Origin of the sequence: Pseudomonas kribbensis (assembly GCF_003352185.1) — a bacterium.
GTDB lineage: Bacteria > Pseudomonadota > Gammaproteobacteria > Pseudomonadales > Pseudomonadaceae > Aquipseudomonas > Aquipseudomonas kribbensis.
The window spans coordinates 5,808,638-5,828,778 of record NZ_CP029608.1; the positions used below are offsets into that span (position 1 = coordinate 5,808,638).

18 protein-coding genes are annotated in these 20,141 nt (G+C 62.1%); 9 read left to right on the forward strand and 9 right to left on the reverse strand.

Going from position 1 to position 20,141, the window contains the following annotated elements; genetic code table 11:
* Positions 1-489: 489 nt before the first annotated feature.
* From etfB to DLD99_RS26645, 6 genes are all read right to left on the reverse strand, one after another.
* Positions 490-1,260 carry an electron transfer flavoprotein subunit beta gene (gene etfB / locus DLD99_RS26620; protein ID WP_114885992.1) on the reverse strand — a complete coding sequence of 257 codons (771 nt, stop codon included), beginning with the start codon at positions 1,258-1,260 and terminating at the stop codon, positions 490-492.
* A gap of 9 nt (positions 1,261-1,269) precedes the next feature.
* A complete protein-coding gene (gene etfA / locus DLD99_RS26625) occupies positions 1,270-2,490 on the reverse strand; it encodes an electron transfer flavoprotein subunit alpha (RefSeq protein ID WP_114885994.1) in 1,221 nt (406 codons plus the stop codon).
* Positions 2,490-4,439, reverse strand: a complete 1,950-nt coding sequence (gene dgcB, locus DLD99_RS26630; protein WP_114885996.1) for a dimethylglycine demethylation protein DgcB — start codon at positions 4,437-4,439, stop codon at positions 2,490-2,492. The genes etfA and dgcB overlap by 1 nt, the downstream gene beginning before the upstream one ends.
* 155 nt (positions 4,440-4,594) lie before the next feature.
* Positions 4,595-6,655 (reverse strand): dimethylglycine demethylation protein DgcA, encoded by a 2,061-nt coding sequence (gene dgcA / locus DLD99_RS26635; protein WP_007959780.1) that lies wholly within the window; start codon positions 6,653-6,655, stop codon positions 4,595-4,597.
* A 15-nt stretch (positions 6,656-6,670) separates the two neighbouring features.
* The gene (locus DLD99_RS26640; RefSeq protein ID WP_007926354.1) at positions 6,671-7,201 is read right to left on the reverse strand and encodes a DUF5943 domain-containing protein; all 531 of its coding nucleotides are present in this window, start codon (positions 7,199-7,201) and stop codon (positions 6,671-6,673) included.
* 77 nt (positions 7,202-7,278) lie between these two features.
* Positions 7,279-8,256: a dipeptidase gene (locus tag DLD99_RS26645; protein WP_007959776.1), complete on the reverse strand. Its 978-nt coding sequence runs from the start codon at positions 8,254-8,256 to the stop codon at positions 7,279-7,281.
* A gap of 234 nt (positions 8,257-8,490) precedes the next feature.
* Here DLD99_RS26645 and DLD99_RS26650 point away from each other — a divergent pair, with 234 nt between their 5' ends.
* Both DLD99_RS26650 and DLD99_RS26655 read left to right on the forward strand, forming a co-directional pair.
* A complete protein-coding gene (locus DLD99_RS26650) occupies positions 8,491-8,892 on the forward strand; it encodes a lysozyme inhibitor LprI family protein (protein WP_114886809.1) in 402 nt (133 codons plus the stop codon).
* 47 nt (positions 8,893-8,939) lie between these two features.
* Entirely contained in the window at positions 8,940-9,356 is a 417-nt protein-coding gene (locus DLD99_RS26655) for a DUF3010 family protein (RefSeq protein WP_114885997.1), read from the forward strand.
* A 1-nt stretch (position 9,357) separates the two neighbouring features.
* Here DLD99_RS26655 and DLD99_RS26660 read toward each other — a convergent pair whose 3' ends face one another.
* Positions 9,358-10,302 carry a GlxA family transcriptional regulator gene (locus tag DLD99_RS26660; RefSeq protein ID WP_114885999.1) on the reverse strand — a complete coding sequence of 315 codons (945 nt, stop codon included), beginning with the start codon at positions 10,300-10,302 and terminating at the stop codon, positions 9,358-9,360.
* 192 nt (positions 10,303-10,494) lie between these two features.
* On the opposite strand from DLD99_RS26660, the gene DLD99_RS26665 reads away from it, so the two are divergent.
* The 6 genes from DLD99_RS26665 to DLD99_RS26690 all read left to right on the forward strand — a co-directional run bounded on the left by DLD99_RS26665 (position 10,495) and on the right by DLD99_RS26690 (position 15,694).
* Positions 10,495-11,439: a choline ABC transporter substrate-binding protein gene (locus tag DLD99_RS26665; protein WP_114886000.1), complete on the forward strand. Its 945-nt coding sequence runs from the start codon at positions 10,495-10,497 to the stop codon at positions 11,437-11,439.
* A 75-nt stretch (positions 11,440-11,514) separates the two neighbouring features.
* Entirely contained in the window at positions 11,515-12,402 is an 888-nt protein-coding gene (gene cdhC, locus DLD99_RS26670; RefSeq protein ID WP_039768000.1) for a 3-dehydrocarnitine:acetyl-CoA trimethylamine transferase CdhC, read from the forward strand.
* Positions 12,403-12,473: 71 nt separating this feature from the next.
* Positions 12,474-13,439 carry an L-carnitine dehydrogenase gene (locus DLD99_RS26675; protein ID WP_007959763.1) on the forward strand — a complete coding sequence of 322 codons (966 nt, stop codon included), beginning with the start codon at positions 12,474-12,476 and terminating at the stop codon, positions 13,437-13,439.
* 56 nt (positions 13,440-13,495) lie between these two features.
* Positions 13,496-13,972, forward strand: a complete 477-nt coding sequence (locus DLD99_RS26680; protein ID WP_085709143.1) for a thioesterase family protein — start codon at positions 13,496-13,498, stop codon at positions 13,970-13,972.
* Between the two features lie 24 nt (positions 13,973-13,996).
* Entirely contained in the window at positions 13,997-15,160 is a 1,164-nt protein-coding gene (locus DLD99_RS26685; protein WP_114886002.1) for a gamma-butyrobetaine dioxygenase, read from the forward strand.
* 273 nt (positions 15,161-15,433) lie between these two features.
* Positions 15,434-15,694 (forward strand): hypothetical protein, encoded by a 261-nt coding sequence (locus DLD99_RS26690; RefSeq protein ID WP_085688602.1) that lies wholly within the window; start codon positions 15,434-15,436, stop codon positions 15,692-15,694.
* A gap of 75 nt (positions 15,695-15,769) precedes the next feature.
* Here DLD99_RS26690 and gbdR read toward each other — a convergent pair whose 3' ends face one another.
* Both gbdR and DLD99_RS26700 read right to left on the reverse strand, forming a co-directional pair.
* Complete coding sequence (gbdR, locus tag DLD99_RS26695; protein ID WP_065260190.1) at positions 15,770-16,873, reverse strand: choline metabolism transcriptional regulator GbdR; 1,104 nt, start codon at positions 16,871-16,873, stop codon at positions 15,770-15,772.
* 445 nt (positions 16,874-17,318) lie between these two features.
* Positions 17,319-18,695 (reverse strand): L-serine ammonia-lyase, encoded by a 1,377-nt coding sequence (locus DLD99_RS26700; protein WP_114886004.1) that lies wholly within the window; start codon positions 18,693-18,695, stop codon positions 17,319-17,321.
* A gap of 434 nt (positions 18,696-19,129) precedes the next feature.
* Here DLD99_RS26700 and DLD99_RS26705 point away from each other — a divergent pair, with 434 nt between their 5' ends.
* Positions 19,130-20,077: a choline ABC transporter substrate-binding protein gene (locus tag DLD99_RS26705; protein WP_114886006.1), complete on the forward strand. Its 948-nt coding sequence runs from the start codon at positions 19,130-19,132 to the stop codon at positions 20,075-20,077.
* The last annotated feature ends 64 nt before the right edge of the window (positions 20,078-20,141 follow it).

Consider the following 20,141-nt stretch of genomic DNA (forward strand, 5'->3'; position numbering starts at 1 on the left):
AGGGTTTTCAGCAACGATTGAGTGTTTTTTGATCACAAGCCTGCAAGTCGCGGATTGCGTGGCTCGCAAGGGATGGCGAACACCTTATCCACAGAAGCGCCAACAGACTTCGGGGGTAACTTGGCGGGCGCTGTGGAAAAGCGCTGAAGGCCTTGATAAATCGCGGTTTGCGCGAGGTCTGGCGAGTCAAAAGGCTGAATTGATCGTTTTTCGATCAACTCTTCGCAAGCCACGGTTTATATGGCTTACAGCGGATAGCGAACATCTTATCCACAGAAGCGCCAACAGAGATTGGGGGCAACTTGGGGAGTTATCCTGGGAAAAAAGCTCGAAAAAACCGCGAGTTAGGCTGGTTGTTTTTTGATCTTCGGGCTGGAGGGCTTGGTTGGCGTGGGGTTCAGGGATGGGCGAACACGTTATCCACAGATCAGCCAACAGGGATTGTGGGTAAAAACCCTCTTCCGAAGGAAGAGGGTCAAATGCAGGGCTCTAGCGGACAACACCTTCTTCGATCAGCAGTTTGAGGATAGCTTCGGCACCTGCCTCGGCAGTCACGCCCTTGAGCACCTGCCCCCCACCCCCACTGGCCTTGGCCGTCGCCGCCTTCATCCGGTCCGCCCCGCTCTTGGCCTTGATCACCTTCAACCGTTTCGGCCGTGGCTTGGCCGGTTGCAGGGTCGACACCGCGAGCAATTCGTCGTCCACCACTTCCACGTCTTTTGCCTGGAGAACCCCACGCCGCGCCGGGCCGTAAGCACTCTGCCGAGGCTTGGGCGCGGCGTTATCCACAGTCGCGAGAAACGGCAGACGTACCTTCAACCGGCGCCGCTGCCCACGGGGCAACGCCTGCAACACCAGTGCCGAGCCGTCGCTGATCGACTCGACCTGCGCCAGCCCCACCACCAGCGGCCAGCCCAGCCCTTCGGCCAGCAGGAACGGCAGCATCCCCGAACCTTCACCGGTTTCCGCCTGGCTGCCAGTCAACACGACCTGAGCCCCGGCATCCCGCAAATAGTCGGTCAACGCCGGCAACGCATCCGCACCGGCCGGTTGTTCCAGCACATGCATCTGCTCCAGCCCCATGCCCAGATAGGCGCGCAGCGCAGGTTCGCCAATGTCCCCGGCATGCAGCACTTGCAGGTTATCCCCAGCCAGTTGCAAGCCGAGTTCCACCGCCCGTGCATCCTGTTCGGCACGACGCGGGCGGCCCGAGGTCGGGTGGGCGCCGATTGAAACCAGACTGATGATCTTTGTGCTCATAACCGTTCCTTAAGCCGCATCGCGCTTGGCTTCGTTGCGGTAAGCCTCTACCGCCGCGATCAAGGCCTGAAGAATTTCCGCGCTTTCGCCGATCACCGACAGGTCGGCACGCTTGATCATGTCGCAGCCCGGATCGAGGTTGATCGCCACCACCTTGTCGCAGGCGCCGATGCCCTGCAGGTGCTGGATCGCCCCGGAAATCCCTACGGCCACGTATACCCGTGCGGTGACCCAGGTGCCGGACGCGCCGACCTGACGGTCGCGGGTCATGAAGCCGTCGTCCACGGCCACCCGCGAGGCGCCTTCGGTGGCGCCAAGTGCGGCGGCGGTCCTGTGGAAAAGCTCCCAATCCTTGACCCCGTTGCCACCGGAGAAGATGAACTCGGCTTCGGCCATCGGAATCGCCGCCGGGTCCACCGCCACGGCGCCCAGATCCTCGATTCGCGACAGGCTGCGCGCCACGGGTGTGGATAACTCAACCGGCAGCGCTTCGTGACGGGTTTCGCTGACCGGTTCGGCGCATTCGGCGGACGCCAGAATCAGCCGTGCAACCGGACGGGCAAGATCCTGCAACCCGGCACCGGCGCGGCCGATGCACTCCTGATCCTTGACCTGCCACACCCGTGTGGCCGGGCGCTCACCCAGTGCAGCGGCAAAGCGCCGGCCGAGTTCGCCGCCACCGCTGCGGCTGTCCGGCAGCAGCCAGTGACGCGGGTTGAACTGGTTATCCACAGCCCGCAGGCCCTGGATCCGTTGTTCCGGTGCATAACCGCTGAATTCTTCGCCTTCCAGCACCAGCAAGCGGTCAACGCCCGCCGTGGCGAAAGCGTTTTCCTTGTGCTCGCCGAACACCACCGCCAGCACTGCGCCATCGCTGCCGGCCAGTTGATGAGCCAGGCCGAGCAGGTCGCGGTCATGGCTGCTCAAGCGGCCGCCGACCATGTCCGGCACCACGCTGATGTAGAACGCCGGGGCCGGCACTTGATGCAGCGGCAATTGCACTTCGACCGCTGCCGAACGCTTGACCGCCCCACCCTGCTGGGCGCCGCTGCGGTCGATGCGCTTGATGCCGTTCGGCCCGATAAAGCCGATGCCGTGCAGGTTCTTGCGGATGATCCCGTTGGGCCCCATCCAGCTGTGTTGCGCCGGTTGCATGGCCGCGTGCAACGGATGCAGGCGGTTACGTGCGATCCATTCGGCGCGGGGGTCGCGGCGGATAATGTCGCTCATCAGTGGGCCTCCGCAGGTTCACGTTTGGCCGGGGTGGCAGGCTTGTTCGGCGCAGCGTCTTCGAGCAGCGCGTCGGCCACCAGTTCGGCGATGTCCTTGATCAGCGGACGCGGTTCGACCACACCTTCGAGCATCGCCGTGCACTGTGGACAACCCACGGCCACCAGCTCGGCGCCGGTCTCGCGGATGTCTTCCATGCGCATGTCGGGAATCCGCTGCTTGCCCGGAATGTCGGTGATCGGCGCCCCGCCACCGCCGCCGCAGCAGCGCGAACGGAAGCCGGAACGTTGCATCTCTTTCACCTCGATACCGAGGGCGCGCAACACTTCGCGCGGTGCCTCGTACTCGCCGTTGTAGCGACCGAGGTAGCACGGATCGTGATAGGTCACGCTGTTGCCTTTGTGCTGACCGAGGTTCAGCGCACCGGCCTGGATGATTTCCGCCAGATAAGTGCTGTGGTGCTGCACGAGGTAGTTGCCATCGAAGGCGCCGTACTCGTTTTTCAGCACATGGAAACTGTGCGGGTCGCAGGTGACGATGCGGTTGAAGCTGTATTTGGCCAGGGTCTGGATATTGCGTTTGGCGAGCAACTGGAAAGTCGCCTCATCACCAAGACGTCGGGCCACATCGCCGCTGTCGCGCTCTTCCAGCCCGAGCACCGCGAAGTCGACCTTGGCCGCTTTCAGCACTTTGACGAAGGCACGCAAGGTGCGCTGATTGCGCATGTCGAAGGCGCCGTCGCCGACCCAGAACAGCACGTCGGTGGATTTTTTCTCGCTAAGCAGATTGAGGTTCAGGTCCGCCGCCCAGTTCATCCGCCCGCCCGGAGCGAAACCGCCAGGGTTGTCGGTGGCGATCAGATTTTCCAGGACTTCGGCGCCCTTGTTTGGCGTCGCGCCTTTTTCCAGGGTCAGGTGACGACGCATGTCGACGATGGCATCGACGTGCTCGATCATCATCGGGCATTCTTCGACGCAGGCGCGGCAAGTGGTGCACGACCACAGGGTTTCGGCATCCACCAGACCGTTGACGATCGGTTGATGCGGATTGCCTGAGTGTTCGCCCACCGCTTTGCCCGGATAAGGGCTGCCGGCGAACTGGGCATCGGTGCCGCCGGCAAGGCCGACGACCATGTCCTGAATCAGTTTTTTCGGGTTCAGCGGCTGGCCGGCTGCGAACGCCGGGCACGCCGCTTCGCACTTGCCGCACTGCACACAGGCGTCGAAACCGAGCAACTGGTTCCAGGTGAAATCCTTGGGTTTTTCCACGCCCAGCGGCGCGGTCGGATCATTCAGATCCAGCGGTTTCAAACCGGTGGAACGGCCACCACCAAAACGCTCAGCGCGACGGTGCCAGGCCAGGTGCAACGCACCGGCGAAGGCGTGTTTCATCGGGCCGCCCCAGGTCATGCCGAAGAACAGCTCCGACACGCCCCACAACACACCGACCCCGAGAATCGCCGCCAGCACCCAGCCGCCGAAGTTCTCCGGCAGGATCCCCGCCACCGGCAAGGTCACCAGGAAGAACGAGGCCGAGAACGCCAGCAGGCTTTTCGGCAGGCGCATCCACGGGCCTTTCGACAGCCGCGACGGCGGGTTGAGCCGACGCCGGTAAACGAAGATCGCCCCGACGAACATCACCGCCGTCATCAGCAGCAACGCGTAGCCGAGGATGCGGTTATGCAGGCCGAAACCGTGCACCAGAATCGCCAGCACGATGGACGCCACCGCGCCGCCCGCCGTGGCCACGTGGGTGTTGGCGATGTATTTGTCCCGCGCCACCACGTGGTGCAGATCGACCATGTAACGCTTGGGCATGGCGAACAGGCCGCCGATCAGGTCGACCTTCGAGGCCCGGCCCCGGCGCCACATGGCCACCCGCCGCAACGCACCCAGCACCGCAAGGGCCAGGGCTGCGAACAACAGGATTGGAAGAAGGGTGTTCAACATGGTGAAGCTCCCACCAGTACAGCCTGGAGAAACACGTTCGGCGTGTTCCTGTGGGAGCGAGCCTGCTCGCGAATGCGCCGGGTCAGTCGATGCAGCGGTGACTGACAGAATGCATTCGCGGGCAAGCCCGCTCCCACAGGGTCATGTGCAAACCTTTAGAAGTCTTTGCACAACCGCAGGGCGTCATAGATCGCAGCGTGGGTATTACGCTGCGCCACGCAGTCACCGATGCGGAACAGCAGGTAACCGTCGCCATTGCTGCTCAACGAAGGTTGCGGCTGGATCGCGAACAGCGCCTCGACATCGATCTGGCCCTTGTTGCGCGAGCCGTCCTTGAGGGCGTAGTAGATCTCTTCGTCCGGGCGCACGCCGTTCTCGACGACCACCTGATCCACCACCCGCTCCTCTTTGGCGCCGGTGTATTCGTTCTCCAGCACGGCGACGAGTTTGTCGCCTTCGCGGTAGACCTTCTCCAGCATCATGTCGCCGGTCATGATCACTTCTTTCGGGTACATGCTGCGGTAGTAGGTCGGGAACGATGTACCGCCGATGGCCACGCCCGGCTTGATGTCGTCGGTGACGATCTCGACCTGGCTGCCCTTGTCGGCGAGGAAGTCGGCCACCGACATCCCGGTGAACTCGCAAATGGTGTCGTAGACCAGCACGTTCTTGCCCGGCGCGACCTTGCCGTCGAGCACGTCCCAGCTGCTGACCACCAGCCCTTCGGCGGCGCCCCAGTGTTCGTTCTGTTCCAGATACGGATGCCCGCCAACGGCCAGCACCACGATGTCCGGACGCAGGTCCATGATGGTGTCGGCGTCCGCCGCCGTGCCCAGACGCAGGTCGACTTTCAGCCGCGCCAGCTCCAGTTGGAACCAGCGGGTGATACCGGCGATCTGGTCACGCTGCGGCGCTTTCGAAGCCGTCGTGATCTGGCCGCCGATGAATTCTTTTTTCTCGAACAGGGTCACGTCGTGGCCACGTTCGGCTGCCACACGGGCAGCTTCCATCCCCGCCGGGCCGGCACCGACGATCACCACCTTGCGTTTCGGCCCGGTGGATTTCTCGATGATGTGCGGCACGCCCATGTATTCACGGGAGGTCGCGGCGTTCTGGATGCACAGCACGTCCAGACCTTGGTACTGACGGTCGATACAGTAGTTGGCGCCGACACACTGTTTGATCTGGTCGATCTGGCCCATCTTGATCTTGGCGATCAGGTGCGGGTCGGCGATGTGGGCGCGGGTCATGCCGACCATGTCGACGTAACCGCCCTCCAGAATCCGCGTGGCCTGGTTCGGGTCCTTGATGTTCTGCGCGTGCAGCACCGGAACCTTGACCACTTCCTTGATACCGGCCGCCAGGTGCAGGAACGGCTCCGGCGGGTAACTCATGTTCGGAATCACGTTGGCCAGGGTGTTGTGGGTGTCGCATCCCGAGCCGACGACGCCGATGAAATCGAGCATGCCGGTGTCGTCGTAATACTTGGCGATCTGCTTCATGTCTTCGTGGGACAGACCGTCGGGGTGGAACTCGTCACCGCAGATGCGCATGCCGACGCAGAAGTCGTCACCGACCTCGGCACGCACCGCTTTCAACACTTCCAGACCGAACTTCATCCGGCCTTCAAAAGTGCCGCCCCATTCGTCGGTACGCTTGTTGACGCGAGGGCTCCAGAACTGGTCGATCATGTGCTGGTGCACGGCTGACAGTTCGACGCCGTCCAGGCCACCGGCCTTGGCGCGACGAGCCGCTTGCGCGTAGTTGCCGATCACCCGCCAGATTTCTTCCGGCTCGATGGTCTTGCAAGTGGCGCGGTGCACCGGTTCGCGGATGCCCGACGGCGACATCAGGGTCGGCCAGTGGAAACCGTCCCAACGGGAGCGACGGCCCATGTGGGTAATCTGGATCATGATCTTGGCGCCGTGCTTGTGCATGGCGTCAGCGAGATTCTGGAAGTGCGGGATGATCCGGTCGGTGGACAGGTTCACCGAACTCCACCATTGCTGCGGGCTGTCGATCGCCACCACGGACGAACCGCCACAGATCGCCAGGCCGATGCCGCCCTTGGCTTTCTCTTCGTAGTATTTGACGTACCGCTCGGTGGTCATGCCGCCGTCGGTCGCGTAGACCTCGGCGTGCGCGGTGCTGAGCACGCGGTTGCGGATGGTCAGTTTGCCAATTTGAATTGGCTGAAACATTGCTTCGAAAGCCATGGCGGGTTCCTCGACTTACAACGGCTTGACGGTGAACAGGCCGTCGTCGTGGCCTTCTTCGGAGCCACCGTAGACCTGCTCGGCCACGGTGCGGATCTTGCTGCCACGAGCGGCGAGGATCTGATCCATCGCCCCGGCAAACCAGCCGGTGAACATGTAGTCGACCTTGCGCCCGACCTTGCCGTAGACGTAGACGAACGCCGAGTGTTCGAGCTTGACGCTGGCGGTGCCTTTGTCGAGGTCGATGTCCTGGATCTTGAACAGGCCCCAGCCGCGCTGCGACAGGCGCTTCATGTAGTGCTCGAACACCGCGACGCCTTCCAGACCATGGCATTCGGCTTCTTTTTCACACCAGTGCCAGGCTGATTTGTAGCCGGCCTTGTAGAGGATTTCGGCATAGGCATCGGCGCCCAGCACTTCCTCGATGCCCATGTGGTTGTTGACGAAGAAATGCCGCGGCACGTACAGCATCGGCAGGGCGTCGGAGGTCCAGACACCGGTCTCGCTGTCGACTTCGATTGGCAATTGCGGGGCGATCTTGGCCATGGAAACTTAACTCCAGAAAAATTTTGGTGTTGCCCCCGGCGCGGACGGCCGGGGGAAAGTATTCGGGAAGCGGCGGCTTATTCGCCCCAGACGTCTTTCAAGACGTTGACCCAGTTTTCGCCCATGATCTTGCGTACCACGCGCTCGGAGTGGCCGCGCTTGAGCAGGGTTTCGGTCAGGTTCGGGAACTCGCCGACGGTACGGATGCCCAGCGGGTTGATGATCTTGCCGAAGTTGGTCAGACGGCGGGCGTAGCCCTTGTCGTGGGTCAGGTATTCGAAGAAGTCCTGGCCGTGACCCTGGGTGAAGTCGGTGCCGATGCCGATGGCGTCTTCACCGACGATGTTCATGGTGTATTCGATGGCTTCGGCGTAGTCGTCGATGGTCGAATCGATGCCCTTGGCGAGGAACGGCGCGAACATGGTCACGCCGACGAAACCGCCGTGGTCGGCAATGAACTTAAGCTCTTCATCGGACTTGTTGCGTGGGTGCTCCTTGAGCCCCGACGGCAGGCAGTGGGAATAGCAGACCGGTTTTTTCGATTCGAGGATGACTTCCTCGGAGGTCTTGGAGCCGACGTGGGACAGGTCGCACATGACGCCGACGCGGTTCATCTCGGCGACGATCTCGCGACCGAAGCCCGACAGGCCGCCGTCACGTTCGTAGCAACCGGTGCCCACCAGATTCTGGGTGTTGTAGCACATCTGCACGATGCCGACGCCGAGCTGCTTGAACACCTCGACATAGCCGATCTGGTCTTCGAACGCATGGGCGTTCTGGAAGCCGAACAGGATGCCGGTCTTGCCCTGCTCCTTGGCCTTGCGGATGTCGGCGGTGGTGCGGACGGGGATCACCAGGTCGCTGTTTTCGCGGATCAGTTTCTGGCTGGCGGCGATGTTGTTGACCGTGGCCTGAAAGCCCTCCCACACCGACACGGTGCAGTTGGCCGCCGTCAGACCGCCCTTGCGCATGTCTTCGAACAGCTCGCGGTTCCATTTGGCAATGATCAGACCGTCGATAACGATGCTGTCGGCGTGTAATTCGGCTGGGCTCATCAGGCGTCCCCTTATTGGCGATTCATGCGCCGAATCGTCTGCCGGCGCTTTGGGGCCAGCATATGCCTCGGTGCGCGACCAGCCGGGTGCAAAAACGACAGGGGAATTGCCGAAAGCGTCAATCCGCGACAAAGCGTCGCCAACCGGTCCGACCAGCCACCTGTTCAAGCCCGCGAGCTTGAGCCAGAATCTGGCGCATCTTGGAAACACCACTGGATTAGAGCGGCGACATCAATGAAATCGATCTTCCTGGCTTTGGCACTGATTGCGACCGGCGTACACGCCGCCGAAGAGTCCGACAACAACCCGTGCGACGCGGTGGAAAACGACGTCCAGACCCTGGAATGCTCGACCTACAGCCGCACCACCGCCGAAGACCTGCTCAAGGACAACTACAACAGCCTGAACGAACGCATGCAGGCGACCTACGGCAAAAATCCCGCGCAACTGGCCGACATCACCGCCAAACTCAAGACCGCCCAGCAACAATGGCTGAAAACCCGCGACGCCGACTGCGCCGTCGAAGCCTTCCCGGCGACGGACGGCAGCAAGGCGTTCAAGATTGCGCAGAATGATTGCGTGGCGCGGATGAGTGACGAGCGGTCGGAGTTTTTGGAGTCGATAGGTCAGGAGTGAGGGCTTGAGCTGTAAGCTGCACCTCTTAAGCCAATCAAGGGATTCACATGAACATCTGCGGTATCGAAATCAAAGGCAGTGAAGCGATCATCGCCGTGGCGTCCCTCGACGGCTCGGCGCTGAGCCATGTCGCGCTGAACACCAAGAAAATCGCCCTGGACGATGACGACGAGGCGGCCAACGTCAAACTATTTGCCGCGCAGGTCGCGTCGTTCGTGCGCGAGAACGCCATCGATCGAATCGCGATCAAGAAGCGCAGCAAGAAAGGCGAGTTTGCCGGCGGGCCGACCACGTTCAAGATCGAGGGCGTGTTTCAGTTGCTGGACGGTTGCGAGGTGACGCTGCTGTCGCCGCAGACGATCAATGCCCAGGCCAAGAAGCACAATTTCGAGCTGCCGGGCACGCTGAACAAGTATCAGCATGAGGCTTACAAAGCGGCGTGCTCGGCGTTGATGAAGAAGTAACTCAGGCCTGAGCAGTACGCCGATCTTCCCGTGGACACCGGGCAAACTTGGCCCGGTAGCTGCGGGTGAAATACGACGGTGATTCAAACCCGCAGGCGATGCTGACTTCGAGCACGCTCATGTCGGTCTGGCGCAACAGCTGCCGGGCCTTCTCGAGTCTTAAGCGCAGATAGAAATTGCTCGGCGTGTCATTCAGATGCAGCCGAAACAACCGCTCCAGTTGCCGCCGCGTCACCTTGATCGATTCCGCCAGTTCCAGAGTGGTCAGCGGCGGTTCGCTGTGCTGCTCCATTTCGCCGATCACATGCACCAGCTTCTTGTTGCTGATGCCGTAACGCGTCGCGACTTCCATGCGCTGGTGGTCCTTGCGCGGACGAATCCGCCCCAATACAAACTGCTCGCTGACCTGGATCGCCAGTTGCGGGCCGTGGGCCTGGGCGATCAGGTCGAGCATCAGGTCAATGGAAGCGGTGCCGCCGGCGGACGTGATGCGCCGACGGTCGATCTCGAACAGCTCCTGGGTGACGCTGAGCTGTGGATAAAATTCCTTGAAGGCATCGATGGCCTCCCAGTGCAGGGTCAGGCGATGGCCATCGAGCAGGCCGGCCTCGGCGAGGACGAAGCTGCCAGTGTCGATGGCGCCGAGGGTCACGCCTTCGTTGTCCAGGCGTCGCAGCCAGTGCTCCAGCGCCGAGGTGGCGAACTTCAGCGGTTCGAACCCGGCGACCACCAGCAGCGTCGCCCCTTTCTTCAGCGGCTCCAGCGCCGCGTCGGCGTTGACCGACATTCCGTTGCTCGCCAGCACCGCCCCGCCATCGGCGCTCAACACGTGCCAGCGGTACAGCTCGCCGCGAAAGCGGTTGGCCACCCGCAGCGGTTCGATCGCGGAGATGAAACCGATGGCGGAAAAACCCGGCATCAACAGAAAGTAGAAATCCTGGGACATGGTGCGCACTCGGTCAGCGGGTAGCGTGCAACGTTGATACGCCGTTTGCCGTCGGCGTTCAAGAGCACAGGTCGCTACAGTGCAAGAGCCAGTCGCCGCAGTGCGTTTTCACAGGGGCATTGCTGCGTAACTTGGCATCACCGGCGCGACAGACGCCGGGACCCACAATAACGACCTGCCGAGGAACCCGACATGAAACGACTGATCAGCAGCTGTGTTCTCGCACTCAGCGGTACCGCGTTTTTAAGCGCCAGTGTCATGGCGGCCGAACCTGCGTCGTGCCAGAACGTGCGCATGGGCGTAGTGAACTGGACCGACGTGATCGCCACCAGCGCCATGACTCAGGTTCTGCTCGACGGCCTCGGCTACAGCACCAAACAGACCAGCGCCTCCCAGCAAATCATCTTCGCCGGCATCCGCGACCAGCGTCTGGATCTGTTCCTCGGCTACTGGAACCCGCTGATGACCCAGACCATCACCCCGTTCGTCGATGCCAATCAGGTCAAAGTCCTTCCGGCGCCGAGCCTGAAAGACGCCCGCGCCACCCTCGCCGTACCGACCTATCTGGCGGACAAGGGCCTGAAAACCTTCGCCGACATCGCCAAGTTCGAGAAAGAACTGGGCGGCAAGATCTACGGCATCGAGCCAGGCTCGGGCGCCAACACCCAGATCAAGGCGATGATCGCCAAAAACCAGTTCGGCCTCGGCAAATTCCAGCTCGTGGAATCGAGTGAAGCCGGCATGCTCGCCGCCGTCGACCGCGCCGTGCGCCGCAAGGAAGCCGTGGTGTTCTTCGGCTGGGCGCCACACCCGATGAACGTCAATGTGCAGATGACTTATCTGACCGGCAGCGACGACGCCCTCGGTCCGAACGAAGGCATGGCCACCGTGTGGACCGTCACCGCGCCGAAATACGCCGAACAATGCCCGAACGTCGGTCGCCTGCTGAGCAACCTGACGTTCACCGCCGAAGACGAGAGCCGGATGATGCAGCCGCTGCTCGATCACAAGGACGCCTTCGAATCGGCCAAGCAATGGCTCAAGGATCACCCGCAGGACAAACAGCGCTGGCTCGAAGGCGTGACCACCTTCGATGGCAAACCGGCGGTTGAAAACCTCCAGCTCACCAGCAAATAAACCGCAACGAACGAACCACTTCGCAGCCCGCCACGGGCTGCGAACAGACCCATCACGCCTGAAGGAAAACGCACCATGAACCACGACGTCATCATCACCTGCGCACTCACCGGTGCTGGCGACACGACCGCCAAGAGCCCTCACGTGCCGGTCACTCCAAAGCAAATCGCCGCAGCCGCGGTGGAAGCGGCCAAGGCCGGTGCCACCGTCGTGCACTGCCATGTCCGCGACCCGCAGACCGGCAAGTTCAGCCGTGACGTGGCGCTGTACCGCGAAGTCATGGAGCGCATCCGCGAAGCCGACGTCGACATCATCGTCAACCTCACCGCCGGCATGGGCGGCGACCTGGAAATCGGCCCGGGCGAGAGCCCGATGGAGTTCGGTCCGAACACCGATCTGGTGGGCCCGCTGACCCGTCTGGCCCACGTCGAAGAGCTGCTGCCGGAAATCTGCACCCTGGATTGCGGCACCCTGAACTTCGGCGACGGCGACACCATTTACGTCTCCACTCCGGCCCAGCTGCGTGCCGGCGCCAAGCGCATCACCGAGCTGGGCGTGAAGGCGGAGCTGGAGATTTTCGACACCGGTCACCTGTGGTTCGCCAAACAGATGATCAAGGAAGGCCTGCTCGACAATCCGCTGTTCCAGCTGTGCCTGGGCATCCCGTGGGGCGCGCCGGCCGACACCACCACCATGAAAGCCATGGTCGACAACCTGCCGGCCGACGCCGTTTGGGCAGGCTTCGGCATCGGCCGGATGCAGATGCCGATGGCCGCGCAAGCGGTGCTGCTCGGCGGCAACGTGCGGGTAGGCCTGGAGGACAACCTGTGGCTGGACAAAGGTGTGCTGGCGACCAACGGCCAACTGGTCGAACGCGCCACCGAGATCCTCAGCCGCCTCGGCGCCCGGGTGCTGACCCCGGCTGAAGGTCGCAAGAAAATGGGCCTGACCCAGCGCGGCTGAAATCACCCTTTCCCCCGGTGGGAGGGCAACTGACTCCCACCGTTTTTTTTGCCTCATTCCAGGAAGTGACCATGAGCTTTATCACCGAAATCAAAACCTTCGCAGCACTGGGCAGCGGCGTCATCGGCAGCGGTTGGGTCGCCCGCGCCCTCGCCCACGGCCTCGACGTGGTGGCCTGGGACCCGGCACCGGGTGCCGAAGCGGCGCTGCGCAAGCGCGTGGCCAACGCCTGGGGCGCGCTGGAGAAAAACGGTCTGGCGCCGGGCGCTTCGCAGGATCGCCTGCGCTTTGTGGCGACCATTGAAGAGTGCGTGCGCGATGCGGATTTCATCCAGGAAAGTGCCCCTGAACGCCTCGAACTGAAACTGGAGCTGCACAGTAAAATCAGCGCGGCGGCCAAGCCCAATGCGTTGATCGGTTCCAGCACTTCGGGCCTGTTGCCGAGCGAGTTTTACGAGAGCTCGACCCACCCGGAACGCTGCGTGGTCGGCCACCCGTTCAACCCGGTTTACCTTCTGCCGCTGGTGGAAGTAGTCGGCGGCAAGAACACCGCGCCGGAAGCGGTTCAAGCGGCGATGAAAGTCTACGAATCCCTCGGCATGCGCCCGCTGCATGTGCGCAAGGAAGTGCCCGGTTTCATCGCCGACCGCCTGCTCGAAGCGCTGTGGCGCGAAGCGCTGCACCTGGTCAACGACGGGGTGGCGACCACCGGTGAAATCGACGATGCGATCCGCTTTGGCGCCGGTCTGCGCTGGTCGTTTATGGGTACGTTCCTGACTTACACCCTGGCCGGTGGCGATGCCGGCATGCGTCACTTCATGTCGCAGTTCGGTCCGGCGCTCCAGCTGCCGTGGACGTACCTGCCGGCACCGGAACTGACCGACAAGCTGATCGACGATGTGGTGGATGGCACCAGCGATCAACTGGGCCGCCACAGTATTTCGGCACTGGAGCGCTATCGTGATGATTGCTTGCTGGCGGTGCTTGAGGCGGTGAAGACCACCAAAGAAAAGCATGGAATGAGTTTCAGCGAGTAATTGCAGATTGAGCGCTCCCCCGCGAAGCGCGGGAGCGCTCGCGCCCGGAGATAAATATGCCCACCCTCACCACCTACCAAACCCGCATCATCCCCGACTGGGTCGACTACAACGGCCACCTGCGCGATGCCTTCTATCTGCTGATCTTCAGCTACGCCACCGATGCCCTGATGGACCGCCTCGGCATGGACAGCAACAACCGCGAAGCCAGCGGAAACTCGCTGTTCACCCTCGAACTGCACCTCAACTACCTGCACGAAGTGAAGCTCGATGCCGAAGTCGAAGTGCGCACGCAAATCATCGGCCACGACCAGAAACGCCTGCACCTCTATCACAGCCTGCACCTGGCCGGCGGTGACAAGGAGCTGGCGGGCAACGAACAGATGCTGCTCCACGTCGACCTCGCCGGGCCGCGTTCCGCACCGTTCACCCCGGACACTCTGAGCCGCCTGCAAGCCATCGTCGCCGAGCAGGCCGACCTGCCCGCCCCGGCTTACATCGGTCGGGTCATCGCCCTGCCCCCAGCCCGGTAAATCCATCCATCGCAAGGAGCCGCCATGCAAACCGCCGCCGCAGTTGCCGATTTCCGTACTTATCCGTTGATCAGCGCGCTGAACGGCGTACAGAACCTGGCGGATCGCGTCCTGATCGAATGGGCCGACGGGCGCGTCAGCCCGTTCCACCACGTGTGGTTGCGGGACAACTGCCCGTGTCCGCAGTGCGTCTACAGCGTTACCCGCGAGCAAGTATTCGAGATCGTCGATGCGGCGCAGGACCTGTCGCCCTCCGCCGCGCACATCGATACCGATGGCTGCTTGCGCATCGACTGGCAGGACGGCCACCTCAGCCGCTTCGATGCGGGTTGGCTGCGGGCCCACGCCTATGACGACGAGTCCCGCGCTGAACGCCTCGCCGCCAAACCGAAAGCCTTTCTGTGGCGCAGTGATCTGCAACTGCCAGCGTTCGATTATTCAGCCCTGATGAACGACGACGCTGCACTGCTGCAATGGTTGCTGGCGGTACGCGATATCGGCCTGACCCAGGTGCGCGGCGTGCCCACCGAACCCGGCTCGCTGAAGCTGATCGCCGAGCGCATTTCGTTCATTCGCGAGAGCAATTTCGGTGTGCTGTTCAACGTGCAATCCAAGGCCGATGCCGACAGCAACGCCTACACCGCATTCAACCTGCCATTGCACACCGACCTGCCGACCCGCGAGCTGCAACCGGGGCTGCAATTTCTGCATTGCCTGGTGAACGACGCCGAGGGTGGCGAGAGCATTTTCGTCGACGGTTTTGCGATTGCCGAAGCGTTGCGTCAGGAAGATCCCGCATCATTCAAGGCCCTGTGCGAGATCCCGGTGGAGTTTCGCAACAAGGACCGCCACAGCGACTATCGCTGCCTCGCGCCGATCATCGCCCTCGATGCCTTGGGCCGGGTTGCAGAAATCCGCATGGCCAACTTTCTGCGCGGCGCGTTCGACACGTCCGTGGAGCAAATGCCCGTGCTGTATCGCGCTTATCGACGCTTCATCGCCATGACCCGCGAGCCACGCTTCCGGGTGATGCAGCGGCTCAATCCGGGCGAGTTGTGGTGCTTCGACAACCGCCGCACCCTGCATGCGCGCAATGCGTTCGACCCGTCCACCGGGGCCCGGCATTTTCAGGGCTGCTACATCGACCGGGACGAGTTGCTGTCGCGGATTCTGGTGCTTCAGCGCTAGACCACGTCATCGTTATTCACAGGCAAAAAAAGCCCCGATACAAGCCGTGACAGGATCGGGGCGAGGGTACTGTTGAGGAGCTGCCATGCCGAGGGTGACCAAACCTTCGTGAAGCGAGCTGGGTCCAGTGTGCCCACTCCCCTGGCCGGCAAGTTAGCCGAAAACGACATGCTCATAGCCAATGTGGACACTGCGACAAATCGCCCTTGCCGTGCCTGTGCGGGCCTACCAGAATCGAGCCACGACCTCCGTTGCCAAAGAAGGATTCGCGTCATGATGTATGCCGATTTGATCGATCAGGAAGACCTGTTGGGCCAACTCAAGTCGTTGGGATTCGAAGTACCGTCCGGCTCCACGGCCCAGCAGGCCTGCGAGTGCGCCGTGCGCGGTCTGGACGATGTGCGGGCCAACACGCTGCGCACCATGGTCAAGCAGATGTACACCAGCAGCGCGAGCATCCAGCCGATCGTGCGTGAAGCCATCGACAAGCAGTTGCTGCCGGCCCTGGCGCAGTATCAACAGACCCGCGCCTGATACCTGACCGAAAAAGATCGCAGCCTGCGACAGTGCCTTTCCTGAAGGCGCTGTCGCAGGCTGCGATCTTTCGTTTCAGAGACGCACGCTGGCGAAGGTCGACTCGTTGCGCGCCTGGCTCAGCGCCGACATCGGCCCGGACAGCGGCGACATCACGATGGCCTGCGGCAGCGGCAGCATCGCAACCTGCTGGGTGGTGTTGGAGCCGACGCGCTCGTCACGCGGCGGAATGCCAAAGTATTCGCGGTAGCACTTGGAGAAGTGCGGCGTCGACACGAACCCGCAGACCGACGCCACTTCGATGATCGACATCGGCGTCTGCTTGAGCAGTTGCCGGGCACGGATCAAACGCAGCTTGAGGTAGTAGCGCGACGGCGAGCAGTGCAGGTATTTCTGGAACAGGCGCTCGAGCTGGCGACGGGACACGGCGACGTACACCGCCAGTTCGTCGAGGTCGATCGGCTCTTCCAGGTTGGCTTCCATCAGCGCGACGATTTCCTGCAGTTTCGGCTGGTTGGTGCCGAGCATGTGTTTGAGCGGCACACGCTGGTGATCCTGTTCGTTGCGGATGCGCTCGTAGACGAACATCTCGGAGATCGCGGCGGACAGTTCACGGCCGTGATCACGGCTGATCAGGTGCAGCATCATGTCCAGCGGCGCGGTGCCGCCGGAGCTGGTGAAACGGTTGCGGTCGAGGGTGAACAGACGGGTGCTCATCGCCACGCGCGGGAAAGCTTCCTGCATTGCCGCCAGACATTCCCAGTGCACGCTGCAATCGAAGCCGTCGAGCAGGCCGGCGCAGGCCAGGGCCCAACTGCCGGTGCACACGGCGCCGAGGCGACGGGACTGGCGCGCCTGGCTTTGCAGCCACGAGACGTGTTCACGGGTAACGGTGCGTTGAATGCCGATCCCGCCGCACACGATGATGGTGTCGAGGGCCGGGGCTTTGTGCATGGAGGCGTCGGGGGTGATCTGCAGACCGTCACTGGCCCAGACCTGGCCACCGTCGACGGTGAGGGTCGTCCAGCGATACAGCTCGCGACCGGACAACTGGTTGGCCATGCGCAGCGGTTCGACTGCGGAAGCCAGGGAAATCAGCGTGAAATTGTCCAGCAGCAGAAAGCCGATGGATTGAGGCGCACGGTTCTGGGGTTGAGCCCCGGAGTTGAACGACGTCATCGCGGTATCTCCTCACACAAAGCAGGTGATGGCCTCAGGCGGAGGCTCTTGTTATTGCCATCGTTCTCTTGCGTGAGACGGGGCTTTGTTATGACAGAGCAATTGCCATGCCTAAAATTGAATGGCTGTTCAATAACTCCTGAAAACGACGTCGCGACGCGTCTATACAAGCCGTCCGACGAAAGGTTGTTCGAAGTGCCATCAGCGGCGGTGAAAGCCCTGCCCCGGCGTGCGTGAGCAGATCGGTAGCACTTGTGGGAACAGGGCTGCGGGGGATTGTCCTACAGTGTCACCGCTGGCACGGATGACGGACGGTAGCCGGCGCGAATCCGGCCATGCGGGTGGGAAACACTCTTATCTGATTGCGACGCGCCAAAAGGTGGCGCGTTTTATTGTCGATGCTCACTTGGTGCGCAGTTTTGACTGGTCTGGCGCTGTCGGCGTATCAGCACTCGACCGCGCTGACCGCCAATCCACCCCGTGAAGTTTCCTTATATTTGTCATGCATGTCGGCGCCGGTATCGCGCATGGTGCGGATCACCCGGTCCAGCGAAATAAAGTGCTGACCATCGCCGCGCAAGGCCATCTGCGCCGCGTTGATCGCTTTCACCGCCGCAATCGCGTTGCGCTCGATGCACGGCACCTGGACCAGACCGCCCACCGGATCGCAGGTCAGACCGAGGTTATGCTCCAGGCCAATTTCCGCCGCGTTGCACAACTGCTCCGGCGTGGCGCCGAGCACTTCCGCCAGCCCCGCCGCCGCCATTGCACAGGCCGAACCGACCTCACCCTGACAGCCGACTTCGGCACCGGAGATCGAAGCGTTCTTCTTGCACAGAATCCCCACCGCTGCCGCGCCGAGGAAATAATCGACCACGTTGGCGTCGGTCACCGCCTCGCTGAATTTCATGAAGTAGTGCAGCACCGCCGGAATGATCCCGGCCGCGCCGTTGGTCGGCGCCGTGACCATGCGCCCGCCGGCCGCGTTCTCTTCGTTCACCGCCAGGGCGAACAGATTGACCCACTCCATGGCGCTGAGGGTCGAGCCGATCACGTTGGGCTTGTTCAATTCCTGAAGACTGCGGTGCAACTTGGCCGCACGCCGACGCACATTGAGGCCGCCCGGCAGGATGCCTTCGTGCTTGAGGCCCTGCTCGACACAATCCTGCATCGCCCGCCAGAGCTTCATCAGCCCGGCGCGGATTTCCTCTTCGCTGCGCCAGACTTTCTCGTTGGCCATCATCAGTTCGGCCACGCGCAGATTGTTCTGCTTGCACAGCTCCAGCAGCTCGACGGCGCTGGAGAAGTCATAGGGCAATTCGGTGCGATCCAGGTCCACCACACCGCTGGACGCCTGCGCTTCATCGACGACAAAACCGCCGCCGACCGAATAGTAGGTGTCGCGATGAATCTCGCCGTGATCGCCTTCGGCAACCAGGGTCATGGCGTTGGGATGGAACGGCAGGTTCTCGTCGATCAGACGCATGTCGCGAGCCCATATAAAAGGCACCGACAAACGACCATCCAGTAAAAGGGTGTGGGTTTCGCGCAAGGCCTGGATCCGCGGGCCGATCTGCGACGGGTCGATCGCATCCGGCCACTCGCCCATCAGGCCCATGATCACCGCATTGTCGCTGCCGTGACCGACGCCGGTGGCCGACAGCGAACCGAACAGTTGCACTTCGATCCGCCGAACCTGCTCCAGCAGGAATCTGTCGCGCAGCGACTCGACGAACAGCGCCGCGGCGCGCATCGGCCCGACGGTGTGAGAACTGGAGGGACCAATGCCGATTTTGAACAGGTCGAAAACGCTGATAGCCATTGATGCAGAGCTCCTGAGAGTGCCGGTCCGGGGCGTGAAGCGCCCGCTGGCGGAGCTGCTACGCTCAAGCTGCGATCCGCCGGAATGCCCGCATCATCAGGCTTTTCCCGGGTCGCACGGCGTCTGACACCGACGCACTCATGCCCACGAACGCCGTGCCGGTTTTCGCCCGTGTTTTCGCCGTTTTTATGCGGTTCAGATGGCCAAACAGGGCTGAAAAAAGCTGTAAACGACGTCACTGACACTGGATGCGACCATCCCTGTACTGGATACGACGCACCCTGTAGGCGTCAGATTTTCACTGGTACATGATCGTATCGACTCGATTGCAAGGCGCCGTGACAGTGCTGTCTCCAGAACGCCATCCAACCGCAACCTATAAGTGCGGTGGTCCAGTCGGAACACTGCCAAAAAAAACACCAAGGAGTCCATCCATGAAAGGTTCCCCGTCGTTGTTGTTGGCCGCCATGCTGAGTCTGCCGTTACTGGCTCAAGCCGCAGAACCGGCGCAGTGCAGTACCGTTAACTTCTCCGATGTCGGCTGGACCGACATCACCGCAACAACCGCGACCACCAGCGTGGTGCTCGACGCCCTCGGCTACAAGACCAAGACCACCATGATCTCCGTGCCCGTGACCTACAAGTCGCTGGCCGACGGCAAGAACATGGACGTGTTCCTCGGCAACTGGATGCCGACCATGGAAAACGACATCAAGGCCTACCGTGACGCCGGCACCGTGGAAGTGGTGCGCACCAACCTCAAGGGCGCCAAATACACCCTCGCCGTACCGCAGGCGCTGTACGACAAGGGCCTGCATGACTTCGCCGACATCGCCAAATTCAAGAAAGAGCTCGACGGCAAGATCTACGGCATCGAGCCTGGCAACGACGGCAACCGCCTGATCCAGAGCATGATCGACAAGAACGCCTTCGGACTGAAAGACGCCGGCTTCAAGGTCGTCGAATCGTCCGAGGCGGGCATGCTCTCGCAGGTCGACCGTGCGCAGAAGCGCGACACCGCCGTGGTGTTCCTCGGCTGGGCGCCGCACCCGATGAACAAGCGCTTCAAGATTCAATACCTGACCGGCGGCGACGACTTCTTCGGCCCGGATTTCGGCGCCGCTACTGTCGCGACCAACACCCGCAAGGGCTATGTCGAGGAATGCAGCAACGTCGGTCAGTTGCTGAAGAATCTGGAGTTCACCGTCGACATGGAAAGCACCCTGATGGGCAACATCCTCGACGACAAGATGAAGCCTGAAGCGGCCGCCAAGGCCTGGCTGAAAAAGAATCCACAGGTGCTCGATACCTGGCTCGCTGGCGTGACCACCATTGACGGTAAACCTGGCCTGGAGGCCGTGAAAGCCAAACTTGCTCAGTAATCGCTTATGCCGGGCGGGCCAGTCCCGCCCGGGCTGTTATTTCCTTGCATGCGGACGTTCACTA